Here is a 16,657-nt window from a genome sequence, read left to right as displayed (position 1 = left end):
TTTTCCCCTGATTACGCCCGACCACCACGGACGGACGGATGCCAGAAGGTGACTGCCCGCTCGATGAGCGCCACCACCCAGTAGAAGACAGAGCCCGCCAACGCCGCCACGGCGATCTCTGCCCAGACCATCTCGACATTGAGCTTGCCGATCTCCGACGAGATGCGAAAGCCCATGCCGACGATGGGTGTCCCGAAGAATTCAGCCACGATTGCGCCGATCAGCGCCAGAGTCGAGTTGATCTTCAAAGCGTTGAAAATGAACGGCGCGGCTGCCGGCAGCCGGAGCTTGAACAGCGTTGACCAGTACCCCGAGGCATAGGTGCGCATCAGGTCGCGCTCCATGTGTCCGGCGGCGTTCAGCCCGGCGACGGTGTTCACCAGCATCGGGAAAAACGTCATGATCACCACTACGGCGGCCTTACTTGGCCAGTCGAAGCCGAACCACATCACCATGATCGGCGCGATGCCGATCAGCGGCAGCGCCGAGATGAAGTTGCCGAGCGGCAGCAATCCGCGTTTGAGGAACGGCGAGCGGTCCACGGCGATGGCGACGAGGAAGCCGGCGCCGCAGCCGAGCGCGTAGCCCGCCAGCACCGCCTTGAGGAAGGTCTGCTGGAAATCCGCCGCGATCCTCGGGATGTTGCCGATCAAGGTCTCCCAGATCCCTGATGGCGAGGGCAGCAGCACCTTGGGCACATTGCCGCCCCGGGTGATCGCTTCCCAGGCGACCAGGATGGCGACGCCGAAGATCGCCGGGATCAGCACCCCGACCGCATCCGGCACCTCGTCCCGCGCAATCGCCAGCGCCAACCGCTCGGCGAACAACCAGGCGAACAGCCAGCTTGCCACCAGCGCGAACCAGTAGCCTGGCTCGGCCTGCTGCAGCGTTTCGAGCGCCAGCACCAGCCCGACCGCGCCGATCGCTGCCAATACCCCATCGACCCAGTAGCTGATCTTTACCCGGAAGCGGACGAGGCTCAGCACCCCAAGCACCAGGAATACACCGACCGCCGGGAACTCCCACACAGGCAGCGGTGCGCCTTCGGTCGAGGCGAAATCGAAGATCAGGGCCAGCAGCGCAAAGCCCGAGGCGAAAGCGGCGAGGACCCGTTGCAGCGCCGTCATGCTCGGGCTCCCAGCCGCTGGTTGGTTAGCCGCTCGGCCAACCCAACCAGCGCGATCAGCGCCCCGGCCAGCAGGGCGGCGGCGAGCAGCGCCGACCAGATCTGGATCGTCTGCCCGTAGTAGGACCCGGCGAGCAGCCGTGCCCCGATGCCGTTGCTGGTGCCGGCCGGCAGCTCGCCTACAATGGCGCCGACGAGGCTCGCCGCCACGCCCACCTTCATCGAGGTGAAGAGATACGGCAGTGCAATCGGCCAGCGCAGCTTGGTGAACACCTGGAAGCGCGCCGCATTGTAGGTCCGCATCAGATCGAGCTGGATCGACTCGGGGCTGCGAAACCCCTTCACCATGCCGACCACCACCGGGAAAAAGCTGAGATAGGTCGAGATCAGCGCCTTGGGGATCAGCCCGGAAATGCCGACGGCGTTCAGCACCACGATCACCATCGGTGCAATGGCGAGGATCGGGATGGTCTGGCTGGCGATGATCCACGGCATCAGCGAGCGGTCCATCGCCTGGTTGTGGACGATGAACGCCGCGAGCCCGATGCCGAACACCGTGCCCATGGCAAAGCCGAGCAGCGTCGCCGAAAGCGTGATCCAGCCGTGGTAGACGAGGCTGCGCTTCGACGTCACCGCCTGCTCGACCGTGGTCTTCCAGAACTCGCCGACAATCTGGTGCGGCGCCGGCAGCAGCGGCTTTTCGGCGTTCAGCACATCATTGAGCTGCTGGTTGAAGCTGACACCGGTCACGTCGGTACGCTGGTAGAAATCCGACATCCCCTGCCAGTTCATCAGCACCGCCGCGACGTACCAGACGACAATCAGCGCCGCCACGACGATCAGGATCGGAACGAGACTGCCAGTTGGTTTCACGACATTACGCATCGTCAAACGGGCGAATGACATACACAAACTCTCGGACGCGGTTGTCATCGTCCGGCTTCCTGACGGTGAACATCGCACCCTGCGCTATCTCCCTCGAGCGAATGTTGCACTCGAAGTATCGATCGGTCTCCGCGTAGTCCGATCCGAAGTCCATCTCACCTGTTGGCTGAAGAACGAAGGGGCTGAACTCGCCGCCGAGTTTTCCCCAGGACCCAAAGAACGGCGTCTTTGGAGCGATACGGTCGGCGACAATCTGTGCGTCTATGACGATGGGCCAATCAGGCTCTTCACTGCAGATTGCTACGATGCGGGTCACCTGCATTCCGCTACTCCTCGTAGGAGTGGCCGGCCCTGAGGCCGTCGCGCACCCGGTGGGCGATGGCGAGGAACTCCGGCGTCTCGCGGATTTCGAGCGGCCGCTCCGCGGGGAGCGTGCTTTCGATGATATCGGTCACCCGTCCCGGCCGCGGGCTCATCACCACGATCTTGGTACTGAGGTACACCGCCTCGGGGATCGAGTGGGTGACGAAGGCGATGGTTTTCTGCGTCGCCGCCCAGAGCTTCAACAGTTCCGAATTGAGGTGGTCGCGGACGATCTCGTCGAGCGCTCCGAACGGCTCGTCCATCAGCAACAGGTCGGCGTCGAACGCCAGCGCCCGGGCAATCGAGGCCCGCTGCTGCATGCCGCCACTGAGCTGCCAGGGGAACTTCTTCTCGAAGCCCTCGAGGTTCACCAGCTCCAGCGCTTTCTTGATCCGCGCCTTCCGGTCGGCGTCGCCATAGCCCATGATCTCGAGCGGCAGCGCCACGTTGTTCTCGATGGTGCGCCACGGAAACAGCGCCGGCGCCTGGAACACATAGCCATAGGAGCGGTTGAGCCGCGCATCGGCCGGCGAGGTGCCGTTGACCGTGATGCTGCCGGAGGTCGGCTGCTCGAGGTCGGCGATGACGCGCAGAAACGTCGTCTTGCCGCAGCCCGAAGGGCCGATGAACGAAACGAATTCGCCCCGCTTGATCTCCAGGTTGACGTCGGACAGCGCCACCACGTCGCCATCCGCCGTCTTGAACGTCAGGCCGAGACCCTTGGCCTCGACCACGCTCTGCGATTTGCCCCCATCAGTCGTCAAACCCTCAAACCCCCGTCGCCGGAATGCCGGACCGTTCCACCTTGCGCGGTGCGGTAATCTCTTTCCATGTCGAAAGCGCCCGGTTCACCGGGTTCTTCGCCTCACGTGCGACGAACTGGCCATGCCCCTGCTCGGTGCTGATCGTGTCTTCGGTCACCGCCACCTGTCCACGCGTCAGCGTGAACCGCGGCAGCCCCTCGACCTCGATACCCTCGAACACGTTGTAGTCGATCGCCGACTGCTGTTTGGCCGCGCTGATGGTCTTCTTGCGCTTGGGGTCCCATACCACCAGGTCGGCATCCGCCCCGACCAGGATAGCGCCCTTTTTGGGGTACATGTTGAGGATCTTGGCGATGTTGGTCGAGGTCACCGCGACGAACTCGTTCATCGTCAGCCGGCCGGTCTTGACGCCCTTGGTCCACAGCACCGGCATCCGGTCTTCGAGCCCGCCCGTGCCGTTCGGGATCTTGGCGAAGTTGCCGATCCCGTTGCGCTTCTGCGCCGTGGTGAAGGCGCAGTGGTCGGTCGCCACCACCTGCAGCGAGCCTGAGGCCAGCCCCGCCCACAGCGAATCCTGGTGCTGCTTGTTGCGGAACGGCGGGCTCATCACCCGGCGCGCCGCATAATCCCAATCGCGGTTGAAATACTCGGTTTCGTCGAGCACCAGGTGCTGGATCAGCGGTTCGCCATAGACGCGCTTGCCCGCCTGTCGCGCCCGGCGGATCGCCTCATGCGCCTGCTCGCACGAAGTGTGGACGATGTAGACCGGCACCCCCGCCATGTCGGCGATCATGATCGCCCGGTTGGTTGCCTCGCCCTCCACCTCCGGCGGCCGCGAATAGGCATGCGCCTCCGGCCCGTTATTGCCCGCGGCAAGGAGCTTGGCCGTCATCTGCGCCACCACATCGCCGTTCTCGGCATGAACGAGGGGCAGGGCGCCGAGGTCGGCGCAGCGCTGGAACGACGAGAACATCTCGTCGTCATCCACCATCAGCGCGCCCTTGTAGGCCATGAAGTGCTTGAACGAGGTGATGCCGCGATCGACCACATCGGCCATCTCGTTGAACACCTGCTCGCCCCACCAGGTGATCGCCATGTGGAACGAGTAGTCGCAGCTGGCCTTCGAGGTCTTGTTGTCCCACATCTGTAGCGCTTCGAGCAGCGACTGCTGCGGGCTGGGCAGGCAGAAATCCACCACCATGGTGGTGCCCCCGCTCAGCGCCGCCCGCGTCCCGCTCTCGAAATCGTCGCTCGAATAGGTGCCCATGAACGGCATTTCGAGATGCGTATGCGGGTCGATCCCGCCCGGCATCACGTAGCAGCCGCTGGCATCGAGGATTTCCCCACCCGATAAGTTCTGCCCGATCTCGGTGATCCTGCCGCCTTCCACCCGGATATCGGCCATATAGGTGAGGTCGGCGGTAACGACGGTGCCGTTCTTGATGATTTTGCTGCTCATGGCATTTCCTCTAATGTGCCCTGAAACCCCTCACCCGTCTCGGCCTTCGGCCGATCCACCCTCTCTCCGACGGGGAGAGGAACAGAGGGTGCCCCGCTCAAATGTCTTGCCGCAAATGCAGCCCTCGCCGCTCGTGCTCCCCTTGTTCCTCTCCCCGTCGGGGAGAGGGTGGCCTGCGCGAAGCGCAGGTCGGGTGAGGGGTTGCCTGCCACGGTGTCGAGAATAGCCTGCAGCACAGCGTCGCGATTGCTGTTCACTTCATTGTTCCAGAATCTGAGGACCGAATATCCCTCGCGATTCAGGAATGCCGTACGCCTCAAGTCGGCCGCGCTGTCCGCGTGCTGCCCGCCGTCGAGTTCGACGATCAGCCCCGCCTCAGCACAGAGAAAGTCCGCAAAGTACGGCCCGATCGGCGCCTGTCGCACGAACTTCAGGCCATCAAGGTTTCGGTTGCGCAACACGTACCAAAGCCTGTTTTCGACGTCCGTTCCGGCTTTGCGCAGTGAGCGTGCGCGCCGAATAGTAGTTTCTGCGCGCTCGCCACCGATCACCCCACAATCTCCGCCGTCTCCAGCACTGCCCGCAGCAGCACATCTGTCCCTGCCGCCGCCCACTCCTTCGAGATCTCTTCCGCCTCGTTGTGGCTGAGCCCGTCGACACATGGGCACATGATCATTGCCGACGGCGCTACCCGGTTGATCCAGCAGGCGTCATGCCCGGCGCCCGAAACGATATCGCGGTAGGAGTAGCCGAGTTCCTTGGCTGCCTCGCGGATATTGCCCACCAGCGTCTTGTCGAAGGTCACCGGGTCGAAATGCCCGACCTGCTCGACCTCGAATTCGATATCGAGCGCCTCGGCGGTGTTCTGGATGCCGTAGCGGATGCGCTCGTCCATCTCGTCCAGCACCTCTTTGTTCGGCGAGCGGATGTCGATGGTGAACACCGCCTTGCCGGCAATGATGTTGCGTGAGTTCGGATAGACCTGGATGTGCCCCACCGCGCCGACGGCCTCCGGCTGGTAGTCCATCGCCACTTCGTGCACCAACTCGATCACCCGCGCCATGCCGAGGCTGGCATTGCGCCGCTTCGGCATCGGGGTGGAGCCGGTATGCGCTTCCTTGCCGGTCAGCGTCACCTGCAGCCACTTCAGCCCCTGGCCGTGCGTCACCACACCGATATCGACCTTCTCGTCCTCGAGGATCGGGCCCTGTTCGATGTGGAGCTCGTAGTACGCATGGATCTTGCGCGCCCCGACCACCTCGTCGCCGCGCCAGCCGATCCGCTCCAGCTCCTCGCCGAAGCTCTTCCCGTCCTTGTCCTTGTGCGTATAGACGTCGGCCTGGTCGAGCACCCCGGCGAACACGCCCGAGGCCATCATCGCCGGGGCGAACCGCGCCCCTTCCTCGTTGGTCCAGTTGACCACCACGATCGGGCGCCGGGTCCGGATGTCGAGATCGTTGAGCGTGCGGATCACCTCGAGCCCGCCCAGCACCCCGAGCACGCCGTCATAGCGTCCGCCGGTCGGCTGGGTGTCGAGATGGCTGCCGACATAGACCGGATCGAGCCCCGGCTCGCTGCCTTCGCGCCGCGCGAACATGGTGCCCATCTGGTCGAGCCCCATCTCCATGCCGGCCGCCTCGCACCAGCGCTTGAACAGCGCCCGGCCCTTGGCATCGTCATCGGTCACCGTCTGCCGATTGGAGCCCCCGGCAACGCCCGGCCCGATCTCGGCCAACTCATGAATGGAGCTCCACAGGCGTTCGGGGTCGATACGGAGGTTTTCGCCAGGAGCTGCCATAGTCAGTCTTTCGGATTGTGTTCGGATAGTGCCACAGCACCTCCTCGCCCCTCTGGGGAGGCAATGAGGTCGGATCCTTTGGCTATTTCATCGAGCCACACTTGCGCCTGGCGTGGTTCGCCCAAGGCGTCGCCTGCGTGTGCAGCCCGGCGCAGTTCGCGTAAGCGAACCAGTTCCGGCAGTTCAGTATAGCCGAGGCTCACTCGTACTTGGGCGACCTGTTCTCCCAGATCGTCCACCCTTGCGACTGATTCCGGCAAATAGCGCGTCTCGAGATGCGCTGGGAGGAGGCCCTTGTTCCGCTCGAACAGGCCCCACCGCCCGCCTGCGCATTCCTTCAGCGCCTCAACCAGAGCATCGCGGAAGTCCCTCTCGAGGGACTGCCTTTGCTGCTCTAATTTTCCGAGACGCTGCACTTTCACGTGGGCTCTATTTCTGGCTCGGGAAGCTGAACTCGGCGCCGCTCTTGATCCCGGCCGGCCAGCGTGTGGTGACCGTCTTGAGCCGGGTGTAGAAGTGCACGCCTTCCGGCCCGTAAATGCCGTGGTCGCCGAAGATCGAGCGTTTCCAGCCGCCAAACGAGTGGTAGGCCACCGGCACCGGGATCGGCACGTTGATGCCGACCATGCCCACTTCGATCTTGTCGGCGAAGTCGCGTGCCGCGTCGCCGTCGCGCGTGAAGATCGCCGTGCCGTTGGCATATTCGTGCCCGTGGATCAGGTCGACCGCATCCTGGTAGCTCTGCGCCCTGACCACCGACAGCACCGGCCCGAAGATCTCCTCGCGGTAGATCTTCATGTCGGGCTTCACATGGTCGAACAGCGTGCCGCCGACGAAGAAGCCGTTCTCATAGCCCTGCAGCTTGAAGCCGCGGCCATCGACCACCAACTCCGCCCCGGCTTCGACGCCGGAATCGATATAGCCGACGATCTTGTCGCGCTGCGCCTTGGAAACGATCGGGCCCATCTGCGCGTCCTTGTCGGTCGCGGGGCCGATCTTCAGCGCTTCGACCCGCGGCTTCAGCCGTGCGATCAGCGCGTCTGCCGTCTTGTCGCCCACCGGCACCGCCACCGAGATCGCCATGCAGCGCTCGCCGGCCGAGCCGTAACCGGCGCCCATCAGCGCGTCGGCCGCCTGGTCCATGTCGGCATCGGGCAACACGATCATGTGGTTCTTGGCGCCGCCCAGCGCCTGCACGCGCTTACCGGCCTGGGTGCCGCGCCGATAGACGTATTCGGCGATCGGCGTCGAGCCGACAAAGCTCACCGCCTTGATGTCGGGGTGGTCGAGAATGGTATCGACCGCTTCCTTGTCGCCGTGGACGACATTCAGCACCCCGTCGGGCAGGCCGGCATCCATCAGCAGCTGCCAGGCGAACATCGGTGCGCTCGGATCGCGTTCCGACGGCTTCAAAACGAAGGTGTTGCCGCAGGCGATGGCCAGCGGATACATCCACATCGGCACCATGGCCGGGAAGTTGAACGGCGTGATGCCGGCGACCACGCCCAAAGGCTGGCGGTCGGAATAGCTGTCGATGTTCGGCCCGACATTGCGGCTGAACTCGCCCTTCAAGAGCTGCGGTACGCCGCAGGCAAAATCGACGCAGTCGATGCCGCGCGCCAGCTCACCCAGCGCGTCGTCATGCACCTTGCCGTGTTCGCGGCTGATCAGCTCGGCCAGCTCGTCGGCGTGCTTTTCCAGCAGCTCCTTGAACTTGAACATTACCCGCGCCCGCTTCATCGGCGTGGTCGCGGCCCAGGCGGGCAGGGCCTTCCTGGCGGCGGCGACAGCGGCATTCACCTCATCGACGCTCGACAATGGCAGCGTTGCGGTGGCCTCGCCCGTGGCCGGGTTGAACACCGGCTGAGTGCGCGGGCTCGTCGAGGTGACCAGCTTGCCGCCGATCGCATTCTGTATCGTCTGCATCACAGACCTCCGCTCGTTGGGTGTAGAACGTTCGTTCTATCGGGTGCGATATAGAACAATCGTTCCATTCTACTGAAGCGTCTTCAGGATGCTGCCCAAGGTGCCGATCAGCTCGTCGATCTGCGCCTTGGAGATGATCAGCGGCGGGCTCATCGCGATGATGTCGCCGGTGGTGCGGATCAGGATGCCGGTCTCGAAGGCTTTGACGAAGGCCGAGAAGGCCCGCTTGGTCGGCTGGCCGGCAATCGGCTCGAGCTCGATCGCGCCGATCAGCCCCAGGTTGCGGATGTCGATGACGTGCGGCAGCCCCTTGAGCGAGTGCAGCGCATCGGCCCAGTAGGGCGCGAGCTCTGCGCCGCGGGTCAACAAGCCTTCGTCCTTGTAGGTCTCGAGCGTCGCGAGGCCCGCCGCCGAGGCGATCGGGTTGCCCGAATAGGTGTAGCCGTGCATGAACTCGATGACGTGCTCGGGCCCCTGCATGAACGCATCGTGGATCTCGGAGCTGACCAGCACCGCGCCCATCGGGATGACGCCGTTGGTCAGGCCCTTGGCCGTCACCAGGATATCCGGTGTCACGCCGAAATAGTCCGCCGCAAACGGCGTGCCGAGGCGACCGAAACCGGTGATCACTTCGTCGAAGATCAGCAGGATGCCGTGCTTTTTGGTGATCTCGCGCAGCTTCTGCAGATAGCCCTTGGGCGGGATCAGCACGCCGGTCGAGCCGGCCACCGGCTCGACGATGACAGCGGCGATGGTCGAAGCGTCATGCAGCGTGACGATGCGCTCAAGCTCGGACGCGAGGTCCTCGCCGCCCGCTTCGCGCTCGCCGCGGGTGAACTGGTTCTTGCCCGGCGTATGGGTGTGCGGCATGTGGTCGACGCCGGTCAGCAGGGTGCCGAACATCTTGCGGTTGGTGACGATGCCGCCCACCGAGATGCCGCCGAAATTCACCCCGTGATAGCCGCGCTCGCGGCCGATCAGCCGGAACCGTCCGGCATCGCCTTTGACCTTGTGATAGGCTAGCGCCACCTTCAGCGCCGTCTCGACCGATTCCGAACCGGAATTGGTGTAGAGCACATGGTCGAGCCCCTCAGGCGCGATCGAAACCAGCGCATTCGCCAGCTCGAACGCCTTGGGATGGCCCATCTGGAAGGCCGGCGCGTAGTCGAGCTCGGCGGCCTGCTCCTGGATCGCCTCGACGATCTTGGGGCGGCAATGGCCGGCATTGACGCACCACAGCCCCGCCGTGCCATCGAGCACTTTGCGTCCGTCGGAAGTCGTATAGTGCATGTCCTTGGCGCCGACGAACATGCGGGGCGCCTTCTTGAACTGTCGGTTCGCCGTGAACGGCATCCAGAACGCGCTCAGATCGTTCGGCGTGACATTGCGACGGTCGGACACCTTGGACTCCCCCGGAGGCTATTTGTTGAGTTCTGAGGTCAAGTATATTTGGCGCTTGACCTTTGGATGTGTTATCCAGAAATTTGACCAGTTGGAAAAAACGTTATCACTCCCATGCCGCCGATCAAGGTGAAAATGCTGGAGACCGAGGGCGGCAAAGGGGGCGCAAAGGCAGCGCCATCGAAGCGCCCCAGGGCGCAGACGCGCATCCAGCGCGAGAAGCAGGAAGTCATCCTCGAGGCGGCGCTCGATGTGTTCAGTCGCGAGGGATTCCGCGGCGCTACCATCGACCAGATCGCCGAAGCGGCGGGGATGAGTAAGCCCAACCTGCTCTACTATTTCCCGCGCAAGGAGGAGATCTACCAGCGCCTGCTCGCCGAGATGCTCGATATCTGGCTGGCCCCGCTGCGCGAGATCGATTCGGTCGGCGACCCGGTCCCCGAGCTCAGATCCTACCTGCGCCGCAAGCTCGAGATGAGCCGCGACTATCCGCGCCAGAGCCGGCTCTTCGCCAACGAGATGCTGCAGGGCGCCCCGCGGGTGCTCGAAATGCTGGAGACCGATCTCAAGGCGCTGGTCGACGACAAGGCCAAGGTCATCGAGGGCTGGATGGATGCCGGCAAGATCGTTCGCACCGACCCCTACCACCTGATCTTTTCGATCTGGGCCACCACCCAGCACTATGCCGATTTCGACGTGCAGGTCCGCGCCGTGCTCGGCAAGGACCGCGGCGGCGAAGGCCGCTTCGAGGACGCCGCCCGCTTCCTCGAGAACCTGTTTCTGCACGGGTTGTTGCCCAAGCAGTGAGCGGTTCCGGGACCAGCCGCGCCGACCGCCTGATCTTTGCCGTGGTTCAGCTACTCTGCCTGCTGCGCTACCGCAGTCTGAGGCGCGAGTTCCGGCGTCGCCGCGGGCGGCTGCCCAATCTTGCCCAACCCACCGAGCACACCGACCTGGTGCAGTGGCGGAAGATCTTCGACCACGACCCGCGCTTTACCCTGTTCTCTGACAAGCTTGCGACCAAGTACTGGGCCGCCGAACACTTCCCGGATATCCGCGTGGCGATGCCGATCTGGGTCGGCACGACGCCGGAGGAACTGCCTGATGCGCTCGTCGTTCCCGGCAATGTCGTCAAGGCCAGTCACGGCTTCCGGATGAACCATTTCCCCGAGCGCACGCCGCTGCCGCGCACCGAGCTCAATGCACTGCTGCACAGCTGGCTGCAGCGCTCGCACTACATTCAGGACCAATGGGCTTATCGCGACATTCCGCGCCGGCTCTTCGTCGAGCCCCGCATCGGCAACGGAGCAGGTCTCGTCGAATACACCTTCCGCAGCCACGATGGCGTGGTCTCCGCCGGCTTCGTCTCGCTTGACCAGCATGCCGATAGCGAACGGCAGGCGCATTTCGATGGCGCCGGACGGCGCCTGCCGAACAAGCTCGGTGTGCCCGATACCATGCACCTACCCGCCGACTACGTCCTGCCGCCCAGCTACTTCGAGGCCATGGGGCTGGCGCAGCGGTTGAGCCGCGGCATCGACCATGTTCGGGTCGATTTCCTCGTCGACGGCGCGGACATCTATCTGGGCGAAATGACCGTTTATCCCAGCGCCGGCTACGGTCGCGAACGCGAGGCTTCCAACGCACCGCTGATCGAGCGGGCCTGGTTCGAGGCCTTCCACAACTGCTGGTTCCTCAGTCACCCCCAGCCTTGGCCGCTCTCGCTCTATCAGGGCGCCTTCCGCCGCTGGGTAGTGGAGCACCGGCGCGTGCTCAGTGCCGCTCCTTCAACAGCGCCAGCACCACCAGCCCCAGTACGGTGATCGCCGCGCCGGCGGCGACGCTGAGGCTGGCCCAGCCATGCCCGGCCAGCCCCTCGAACACGATGACGAAGGCCGGCACCAGGTAGCCGTAGGCAATGACCTTGGCCGCCGGCAGCCGGGCCGAGGCGAACTGGATCAGGAAGAAGCACACCGCCGTCGGGCCGATGGCGAGGTAGAGCACCACCCACCAGACCAGCGCCGGCAGGTGCGCCCAGTCGGTGGCGAGGATTTCGGGCAGGCCGTAAAGGACGATCCACGCCGCCGTCGCCACCATGGTCCAGAAGCTCAGCACCAGCGCCGACTCGCCCCGGTTGAAGCGGCGCAGCAGCGGCGTGTAGATCGCGTAGGCGACGCAGCCGACGAAATAGATCAGCTCGCCCTGGCCGATATCGAAGCGCAGGAGCGCGTCGATATCGCCGCGGAAGATCACCCAGATCGCCCCGAGCCCGGCCAGCAGCAGGCTGACCAGTACCGCGAGCCCCGAGCGCTGCCCGACGATGAAATACGCCGTCACCGCTGTCATCAGCGGCACCAGCGTATAGACGGCGCTGGTCGCCACCGGCTGCGTCATGGTCAGCGCGATGAACATGGTGACGAAATAGACGGCAGTCAGGAAGCCGTTGATGCCGAAGCGCCACGGCGCCGGCGGGAAGGCGAATTTTTGCCTCGCCACACCGAAGGCGAACGCCCCCATCAGCATCGCCGCGAGGACGAAGCGCAGGGCGTTGAGCGGCACGGCGTGAATATAGGGCACGGTCAGTGCCCCGAAGGTGAACGAGCCGGCGATCAGCGCCGCGAACAGCAGCATGGCGAGATGCGACAGCACCCGCTGCCGCTTCGCGTCCGTGCTCTCGATGCTGGCGCCGGCAACACTCACGGGCGGCTAGAGCGCGTAGGCGATGACGAGCAGGAAAGCGCCGCTGAGCCCGCTGTTCATGATGAACGACTGCACATGCGGCTTCTGCTCCTCGCCCGAAAACTCCCAGAACGGGTGGAACAGCAGGGTGGCGAGGACCAGGAAAACAATCAACGCCAGCCCGCCGAGCACGCCGGCAACCGGCACAAATGGCGCCAGCACCGTCAAGGCGCCGCCGACGATCTGCAGGCCCACGCCGAAGGTCGCGGCCGCCTGCGGCTGCGCCACCTTCCTGCCGGCGAGGAAACTCGCAAGGCCCGGAATGCCCTTGATGTTGCGGATGCCGAAAACCACGAAAGCGCCGCCCAGCAGGAGGTGGGCGAGAACGAACAAAGTCGAGAACATGCGTGAAGCTCCTCGGATGTGTGCATAGCGCTTTCAGGAAAGGTTGCGAGACTTTTCCGCTCTGAAAGCGCGACCAATCAAAAAATCGGAGCACTTCGCCGCTTCGCCGAAGCGGTGAGGTGCCCTGGTTACAGAACAACGACGCACGAGGCAGGCCGGAATCGACACCGGCCCACCACAATTGTGCGTGGATCAGGCGGCAACCGTCTCCGGCGCGACGGTGTGCAGCGTCCTGAGCCCCACGGTGACGCGGTTCCACACGTTGATGGTGCTGATCGCCACGGTGATGTTGGCGATCTGCTCCTCGGTGAAATGCGCCCTCAGCGGCTCGAACGCCTCGTCCGGCGCACGTGTGTTCGCCAGGAGGGTCAGCGCCTCGGTCCAGGCCAGCACGGCGCGCTCGGCGTCGCTGTAGACCGGTGACTCGCGCCACACATTGACCAGGTTGATCCACTGGTCCGAGAGCCCGGTGTGCCGCGCTTCCCTGATGTGCATGTCGACGCAGTAGGCGCAGCCATTGATGTGCGAGGCATAGAGCTTGATCAGGTGGATATAGCGGGCCTCGAGGCCGCTTTCCTTGACCACGAAACGGTCGAGCGCTGCTACGGCGCGGTAGGCGTCGGGCGCAACCTTGGTGATGTCGAGTCGAGCTCGCATGGCAAACAGTCCTTTTGCTTGGGGAAGGGGTTAGCTGGTGGCCGGGCGCCGCTCATGCCGTTCGCGGAAGGCGCAGCTGCGCCCTTCGATGGCGTTGCCGAGTTCGGTGTCCGGATTGTACGCCAGCTCCGCGATGCTGACCCTGCGCAGTTCATCGCGATAGGCGCGTTCCGCCTTCAGCATTGCGGCGCTCACGCCGCATGGCTTGGCGAAGAATTTCTGCGGCAGGGGATCTGGCCCCCGTTGCCGGATTTCGCTGCAGTGAAACGCCGGTCCGGCGCCTTCGAGCGCCAGCACCACGTCGAGCAGGGTGATCTTGTCCGCCGGCCGGCCGAGCCGGTAACCGCCGCGCGGTCCCGGCACCGAAGTGAGCAGGCCAGCTCCCGCCAGCGCCTGCAGGTGCTTGAGCAGGTAGCTGGTCGAAACACCGTGATACTCCGCCAGCGCCGCCGCCGGCATGGCGCCGTCCGGCTGCAACCCGCTCAGCATCAGCATGCAGTGGATGGCCTGCTCCACCCCGTCGCCCAGCTTCATCGTCCGACTCCAATCATGGATACAATCTATCCATGATTATTACGCAAGTCGAGTCCGCCGATTGAGGTGGGTGAAAACTCAGGCAGCGGCGGAGATGATCGGGGAGTCGGCGAAAACGAAGGCGTGGCCGGGCAGGGCCTTGGCGCGGTAGAGCGCTGCGTCGGCCGCGGCCACCAGCCGGGCGCGGTCATCGCCGTGCTCGCTGCCCATGGCAATGCCGATGCTGGCGCCGATCTGGATCTGCGTCGCGCCCAGCCGCACCGGCTCGCTCAGCGCCACACCGATATCGGCTGCCAGCTCCGCCAGTTCCGCCCGCGATGTCGGCGGTGAGCGGAGAAAGGCAAACTCGTCGCCACCGATCCGCGCCACGCAGTCGCCGTCGCGCGCCAACCCTCTCAGCCGGTCTGCCACGATCCGCAGCAGGTCGTCGCCGGCGCCATGTCCAAAGCTGTCATTGACGTGCTTGAAGCCGTCGAGATCGAGATAGAGCAGCGCCGGGCCATCTGTCGTCTGCCCGAGCCGCTGGTCAAAGCCGAGCCGGTTGTGGAGGCCGGTCAGCGCATCCCGCGCCGCCAGGTCCTGCGCCGCGCGGCGCCGCGCCTCGAGCAGCCGCGCCAGCCGATAGAGCCGGTTCAGCACGATGCCGATGCCGCCGAGGAACAGCGCGCTCGCCAATAGCCGTATCGGCGCCAGGTGCTGCGCCAGTTCGGTGCCGATCCGCCGCGGCGTCCACATCAACTGGGTCTCGTATCCCGGAACCGCGATCGCCACCTCACCGGGCTGCATGCCGGCCGCCTCGCCGAAGCGCGCGCTCTTCAGCACAAAGTCCCGAGCCAGACGGGTCGCACCGGCTGCATCGGGCTGTCCGTCCTGCAGCACCACGGCAAGCGCCACTTGGGCGCGCTCGGTTTCAGCGCTGATCGCCGTTTCATTGATCGAAAGGACCGAATAGCCGGCGGCGATCACCACGCTTAGGCCGAGCAGCACGATGGCCACGATGCTGATGATCAAGAGGCGCCGCGGGTTAGGCAAGTCGAGGTCAGCCGCCATGGCAATAGCGTCGGCTCCAGCAGCCGAACCGACCGTGCCTGCACTACGCTGCGCCATTATCCCCTCCACGTCAGGGGGACGCTACGGCGCGGGAGTTTGCCAATCCCTTAGCGCCACCGCCTCTCGTCGGCGCATGGTTGAACAATGGTTACAGTGTCGGGCGTCGCCAATGGTGCGCCCCAACCGCCGGCCCCCACCTCCCATGGGGGGCAAGCGCAGCTTGGCAGCTCTCCTGCCTAGCGCAGCTCGGACGGGGTGGGCCCCACGCTCGGTGCGCGCCTATTCCGCCGGCTCAACCGACTTCCGCATCGGGTTGTTCGGGTGCGTCGTCCAGTTGGCGTAGGTCGGCTCCACCACCTTCTTGGTGCGCTCATCGAGCATGCCCGGCTCCAGCTGGATCATGGTGATGCAGTCTTCCACCGGGCAGACATTGACGCAGAGGTTACAGCCGACGCACTCGTCGTCCATCACCTCGAAGTGGCGCTTGCCGTCCTTCTCCTTGGTGATCGCCTGGTGCGAGGTGTCTTCGCAGGCGATGTGGCAACGGCCGCAGCTGATGCACTTGTCCTGGTCGATATGCGCCTTGGTGATGTAGTTGAGATTGAGGAACTGCCAGTCGGTGACGTTGCGGGTGGCGCGGCCGGTGAAATCCTCAAGCGTTGCGTGGCCCTTCTCGTCCATCCAGTTCTGCAGCCCGGAAATCATCTCTTCGACGATCTTGAAGCCATAGACCATGGCGGCGGTGCAGACCTGCACATTGCCGGCGCCCAGCGCCATGAACTCTGCCGCGTCGCGCCAGGTCGTGACCCCGCCAATGCCCGAGATCGGCAGGCCGTAGGTCTCGGGATCGCGGGCGATATCGGCCACCATATGCAGCGCGATGGGCTTGGCCGCCGGGCCGCAATAGCCGCCATGCGTGCCCTTGCCGTCGATCGTCGGCATTGGCGCAAAGTTGTCGAGGTCGACGCCGGTGATCGAGTTGATGGTGTTGATCAGCGATACCGCATCGGTGCCGCCACTCTTCGCCGCGCGCGCCGGACGGCGCACATCGGTGACATTCGGCGTCAGCTTGGTGATCACAGGCATACGCGTATGCGCTTTGCACCAGCGCACGATCATCTCGATGTACTCGGGGACCTGGCCGACCGCGGCACCCATGCCGCGCTCACTCATGCCGTGCGGGCAGCCGAAATTAAGCTCGACACCGTCGGCCTCGGTCTCCTCGACCACGGCGAGGATGGACTTCCAGCTTTCCTCGGCGAGCGGCACCATGAGCGAGACGACCACGGCGCGATCCGGCCAGTTCTTCTTGACCTGTTTGATCTCCTGCAGGTTCTTCTGCAGGTCGCGGTCGGTGATCAGCTCGATATTGTTGAAGCCGAGCAGCCGCCGGTCGGCGCCCCAGATCGCGCCGTAGCGCGGTCCGTTGACGTTGACCACTGGCGGGCCTTCCTCGCCCAGCGTCTTCCACACCACGCCGCCCCAGCCCGCCTTGAAGGCGCGCTCGACATTGTACGCCTTGTCGGTCGGCGGCGCCGAGGCCAGCCAGAACGGGTTGGGCGATTTGATCCCGACGAAATTGTTGCGGATGTCGGCCATGGCGTCCCTCC

Annotated in this window: 18 protein-coding genes; 2 read left to right on the top strand and 16 right to left on the bottom strand. The window is 64.7% G+C overall.

Going from position 1 to position 16,657, the window contains the following annotated elements:
• Positions 1 to 11: 11 nt before the first annotated feature.
• From ACSQ23_RS02870 to ACSQ23_RS02825, 10 genes are all read right to left on the bottom strand, one after another.
• Positions 12 to 1,127, bottom strand: a complete 1,116-nt coding sequence (locus tag ACSQ23_RS02870) for an ABC transporter permease (protein WP_436089638.1) — start codon at positions 1,125 to 1,127, stop codon at positions 12 to 14.
• The gene (locus ACSQ23_RS02865) at positions 1,124 to 2,011 is read right to left on the bottom strand and encodes an ABC transporter permease (RefSeq protein ID WP_055998754.1); all 888 of its coding nucleotides are present in this window, start codon (positions 2,009 to 2,011) and stop codon (positions 1,124 to 1,126) included. The genes ACSQ23_RS02870 and ACSQ23_RS02865 overlap by 4 nt, the downstream gene beginning before the upstream one ends.
• The gene (locus ACSQ23_RS02860) at positions 2,004 to 2,333 is read right to left on the bottom strand and encodes a hypothetical protein (protein ID WP_436089637.1); all 330 of its coding nucleotides are present in this window, start codon (positions 2,331 to 2,333) and stop codon (positions 2,004 to 2,006) included. Before ACSQ23_RS02860 ends, ACSQ23_RS02865 begins: the two co-directional genes overlap by 8 nt.
• A 4-nt stretch (positions 2,334 to 2,337) precedes the next feature.
• The gene (locus ACSQ23_RS02855) at positions 2,338 to 3,138 is read right to left on the bottom strand and encodes an ABC transporter ATP-binding protein (protein WP_436089636.1); all 801 of its coding nucleotides are present in this window, start codon (positions 3,136 to 3,138) and stop codon (positions 2,338 to 2,340) included.
• 4 nt (positions 3,139 to 3,142) lie between these two features.
• Positions 3,143 to 4,597 (bottom strand): dihydropyrimidinase, encoded by a 1,455-nt coding sequence (hydA, locus tag ACSQ23_RS02850; protein ID WP_436089635.1) that lies wholly within the window; start codon positions 4,595 to 4,597, stop codon positions 3,143 to 3,145.
• Entirely contained in the window at positions 4,594 to 5,148 is a 555-nt protein-coding gene (locus tag ACSQ23_RS02845) for an endonuclease domain-containing protein (RefSeq protein WP_436089634.1), read from the bottom strand. The genes hydA and ACSQ23_RS02845 overlap by 4 nt, the downstream gene beginning before the upstream one ends.
• Positions 5,145 to 6,395, bottom strand: coding sequence for a Zn-dependent hydrolase (locus ACSQ23_RS02840; RefSeq protein ID WP_436089633.1), 1,251 nt, complete (start codon positions 6,393 to 6,395; stop codon positions 5,145 to 5,147). Before ACSQ23_RS02840 ends, ACSQ23_RS02845 begins: the two co-directional genes overlap by 4 nt.
• Before the next feature lie 2 nt (positions 6,396 to 6,397).
• Positions 6,398 to 6,817, bottom strand: a complete 420-nt coding sequence (locus tag ACSQ23_RS02835; protein ID WP_436089632.1) for a hypothetical protein — start codon at positions 6,815 to 6,817, stop codon at positions 6,398 to 6,400.
• Positions 6,818 to 6,824: 7 nt separating this feature from the next.
• Positions 6,825 to 8,321, bottom strand: a complete 1,497-nt coding sequence (locus ACSQ23_RS02830; RefSeq protein ID WP_436089631.1) for a CoA-acylating methylmalonate-semialdehyde dehydrogenase — start codon at positions 8,319 to 8,321, stop codon at positions 6,825 to 6,827.
• A gap of 69 nt (positions 8,322 to 8,390) precedes the next feature.
• Positions 8,391 to 9,722 (bottom strand): aspartate aminotransferase family protein, encoded by a 1,332-nt coding sequence (locus ACSQ23_RS02825; RefSeq protein ID WP_436089630.1) that lies wholly within the window; start codon positions 9,720 to 9,722, stop codon positions 8,391 to 8,393.
• A 135-nt stretch (positions 9,723 to 9,857) separates the two neighbouring features.
• On the opposite strand from ACSQ23_RS02825, the gene ACSQ23_RS02820 reads away from it, so the two are divergent.
• Both ACSQ23_RS02820 and ACSQ23_RS02815 read left to right on the top strand, forming a co-directional pair.
• A complete protein-coding gene (locus ACSQ23_RS02820) occupies positions 9,858 to 10,529 on the top strand; it encodes a TetR family transcriptional regulator C-terminal domain-containing protein (protein ID WP_055999019.1) in 672 nt (223 codons plus the stop codon).
• The gene (locus tag ACSQ23_RS02815; protein ID WP_436089629.1) at positions 10,526 to 11,545 is read left to right on the top strand and encodes an ATP-grasp fold amidoligase family protein; all 1,020 of its coding nucleotides are present in this window, start codon (positions 10,526 to 10,528) and stop codon (positions 11,543 to 11,545) included. The genes ACSQ23_RS02820 and ACSQ23_RS02815 overlap by 4 nt, the downstream gene beginning before the upstream one ends.
• Here the strand turns inward: ACSQ23_RS02815 and ACSQ23_RS02810 are convergent.
• The 6 genes from ACSQ23_RS02810 to preA all read right to left on the bottom strand — a co-directional run bounded on the left by ACSQ23_RS02810 (position 11,496) and on the right by preA (position 16,646).
• Positions 11,496 to 12,422: a DMT family transporter gene (locus ACSQ23_RS02810; RefSeq protein WP_436089628.1), complete on the bottom strand. Its 927-nt coding sequence runs from the start codon at positions 12,420 to 12,422 to the stop codon at positions 11,496 to 11,498. The two genes, ACSQ23_RS02815 and ACSQ23_RS02810, sit on opposite strands and share 50 nt — an antisense overlap.
• Before the next feature lie 6 nt (positions 12,423 to 12,428).
• The gene (locus ACSQ23_RS02805; protein ID WP_436089627.1) at positions 12,429 to 12,806 is read right to left on the bottom strand and encodes a DoxX family protein; all 378 of its coding nucleotides are present in this window, start codon (positions 12,804 to 12,806) and stop codon (positions 12,429 to 12,431) included.
• A gap of 192 nt (positions 12,807 to 12,998) precedes the next feature.
• Entirely contained in the window at positions 12,999 to 13,463 is a 465-nt protein-coding gene (locus ACSQ23_RS02800) for a carboxymuconolactone decarboxylase family protein (protein ID WP_055998772.1), read from the bottom strand.
• 30 nt (positions 13,464 to 13,493) lie between these two features.
• Positions 13,494 to 13,997, bottom strand: coding sequence for an RrF2 family transcriptional regulator (locus ACSQ23_RS02795; RefSeq protein WP_436089626.1), 504 nt, complete (start codon positions 13,995 to 13,997; stop codon positions 13,494 to 13,496).
• 78 nt (positions 13,998 to 14,075) lie between these two features.
• Entirely contained in the window at positions 14,076 to 15,104 is a 1,029-nt protein-coding gene (locus ACSQ23_RS02790) for a diguanylate cyclase domain-containing protein (protein ID WP_436089625.1), read from the bottom strand.
• A 222-nt stretch (positions 15,105 to 15,326) separates the two neighbouring features.
• The gene (gene preA / locus ACSQ23_RS02785; RefSeq protein WP_055876635.1) at positions 15,327 to 16,646 is read right to left on the bottom strand and encodes an NAD-dependent dihydropyrimidine dehydrogenase subunit PreA; all 1,320 of its coding nucleotides are present in this window, start codon (positions 16,644 to 16,646) and stop codon (positions 15,327 to 15,329) included.
• Positions 16,647 to 16,657 lie beyond the last annotated feature (11 nt).

It is taken from the genome of Devosia sp. LjRoot16 (assembly GCF_964252795.1).
Lineage (GTDB): Bacteria > Pseudomonadota > Alphaproteobacteria > Rhizobiales > Devosiaceae > Devosia_A.
The sequence above is the reverse complement of the archived record's forward strand: the minus strand, read 5'-3'. Positions and strand labels throughout refer to the sequence as shown.

Bases quoted from the DNA above. Each gene is read 5' to 3' on its own strand.
- ACSQ23_RS02790 (WP_436089625.1), bottom strand. From the start codon at position 15,104: ATGGCGCAGCGTAGTGCAGGCACGGTCGGTTCGGCTGCTGGAGCCGAC.
- ACSQ23_RS02805 (WP_436089627.1), bottom strand. From the start codon at position 12,806: ATGTTCTCGACTTTGTTCGTTCTCGCCCACCTCCTGCTGGGCGGCGCT.
- hydA (WP_436089635.1), bottom strand. From the start codon at position 4,597: ATGAGCAGCAAAATCATCAAGAACGGCACCGTCGTTACCGCCGACCTC.
- preA (WP_055876635.1), bottom strand. From the start codon at position 16,646: ATGGCCGACATCCGCAACAATTTCGTCGGGATCAAATCGCCCAACCCG.
- ACSQ23_RS02820 (WP_055999019.1), top strand. From the start codon at position 9,858: ATGCTGGAGACCGAGGGCGGCAAAGGGGGCGCAAAGGCAGCGCCATCG.
- ACSQ23_RS02830 (WP_436089631.1), bottom strand. From the start codon at position 8,321: ATGCAGACGATACAGAATGCGATCGGCGGCAAGCTGGTCACCTCGACG.
- ACSQ23_RS02860 (WP_436089637.1), bottom strand. From the start codon at position 2,333: ATGCAGGTGACCCGCATCGTAGCAATCTGCAGTGAAGAGCCTGATTGG.
- ACSQ23_RS02800 (WP_055998772.1), bottom strand. From the start codon at position 13,463: ATGCGAGCTCGACTCGACATCACCAAGGTTGCGCCCGACGCCTACCGC.
- ACSQ23_RS02870 (WP_436089638.1), bottom strand. From the start codon at position 1,127: ATGACGGCGCTGCAACGGGTCCTCGCCGCTTTCGCCTCGGGCTTTGCG.
- ACSQ23_RS02865 (WP_055998754.1), bottom strand. From the start codon at position 2,011: ATGCGTAATGTCGTGAAACCAACTGGCAGTCTCGTTCCGATCCTGATC.
- ACSQ23_RS02795 (WP_436089626.1), bottom strand. From the start codon at position 13,997: ATGAAGCTGGGCGACGGGGTGGAGCAGGCCATCCACTGCATGCTGATG.
- ACSQ23_RS02840 (WP_436089633.1), bottom strand. From the start codon at position 6,395: ATGGCAGCTCCTGGCGAAAACCTCCGTATCGACCCCGAACGCCTGTGG.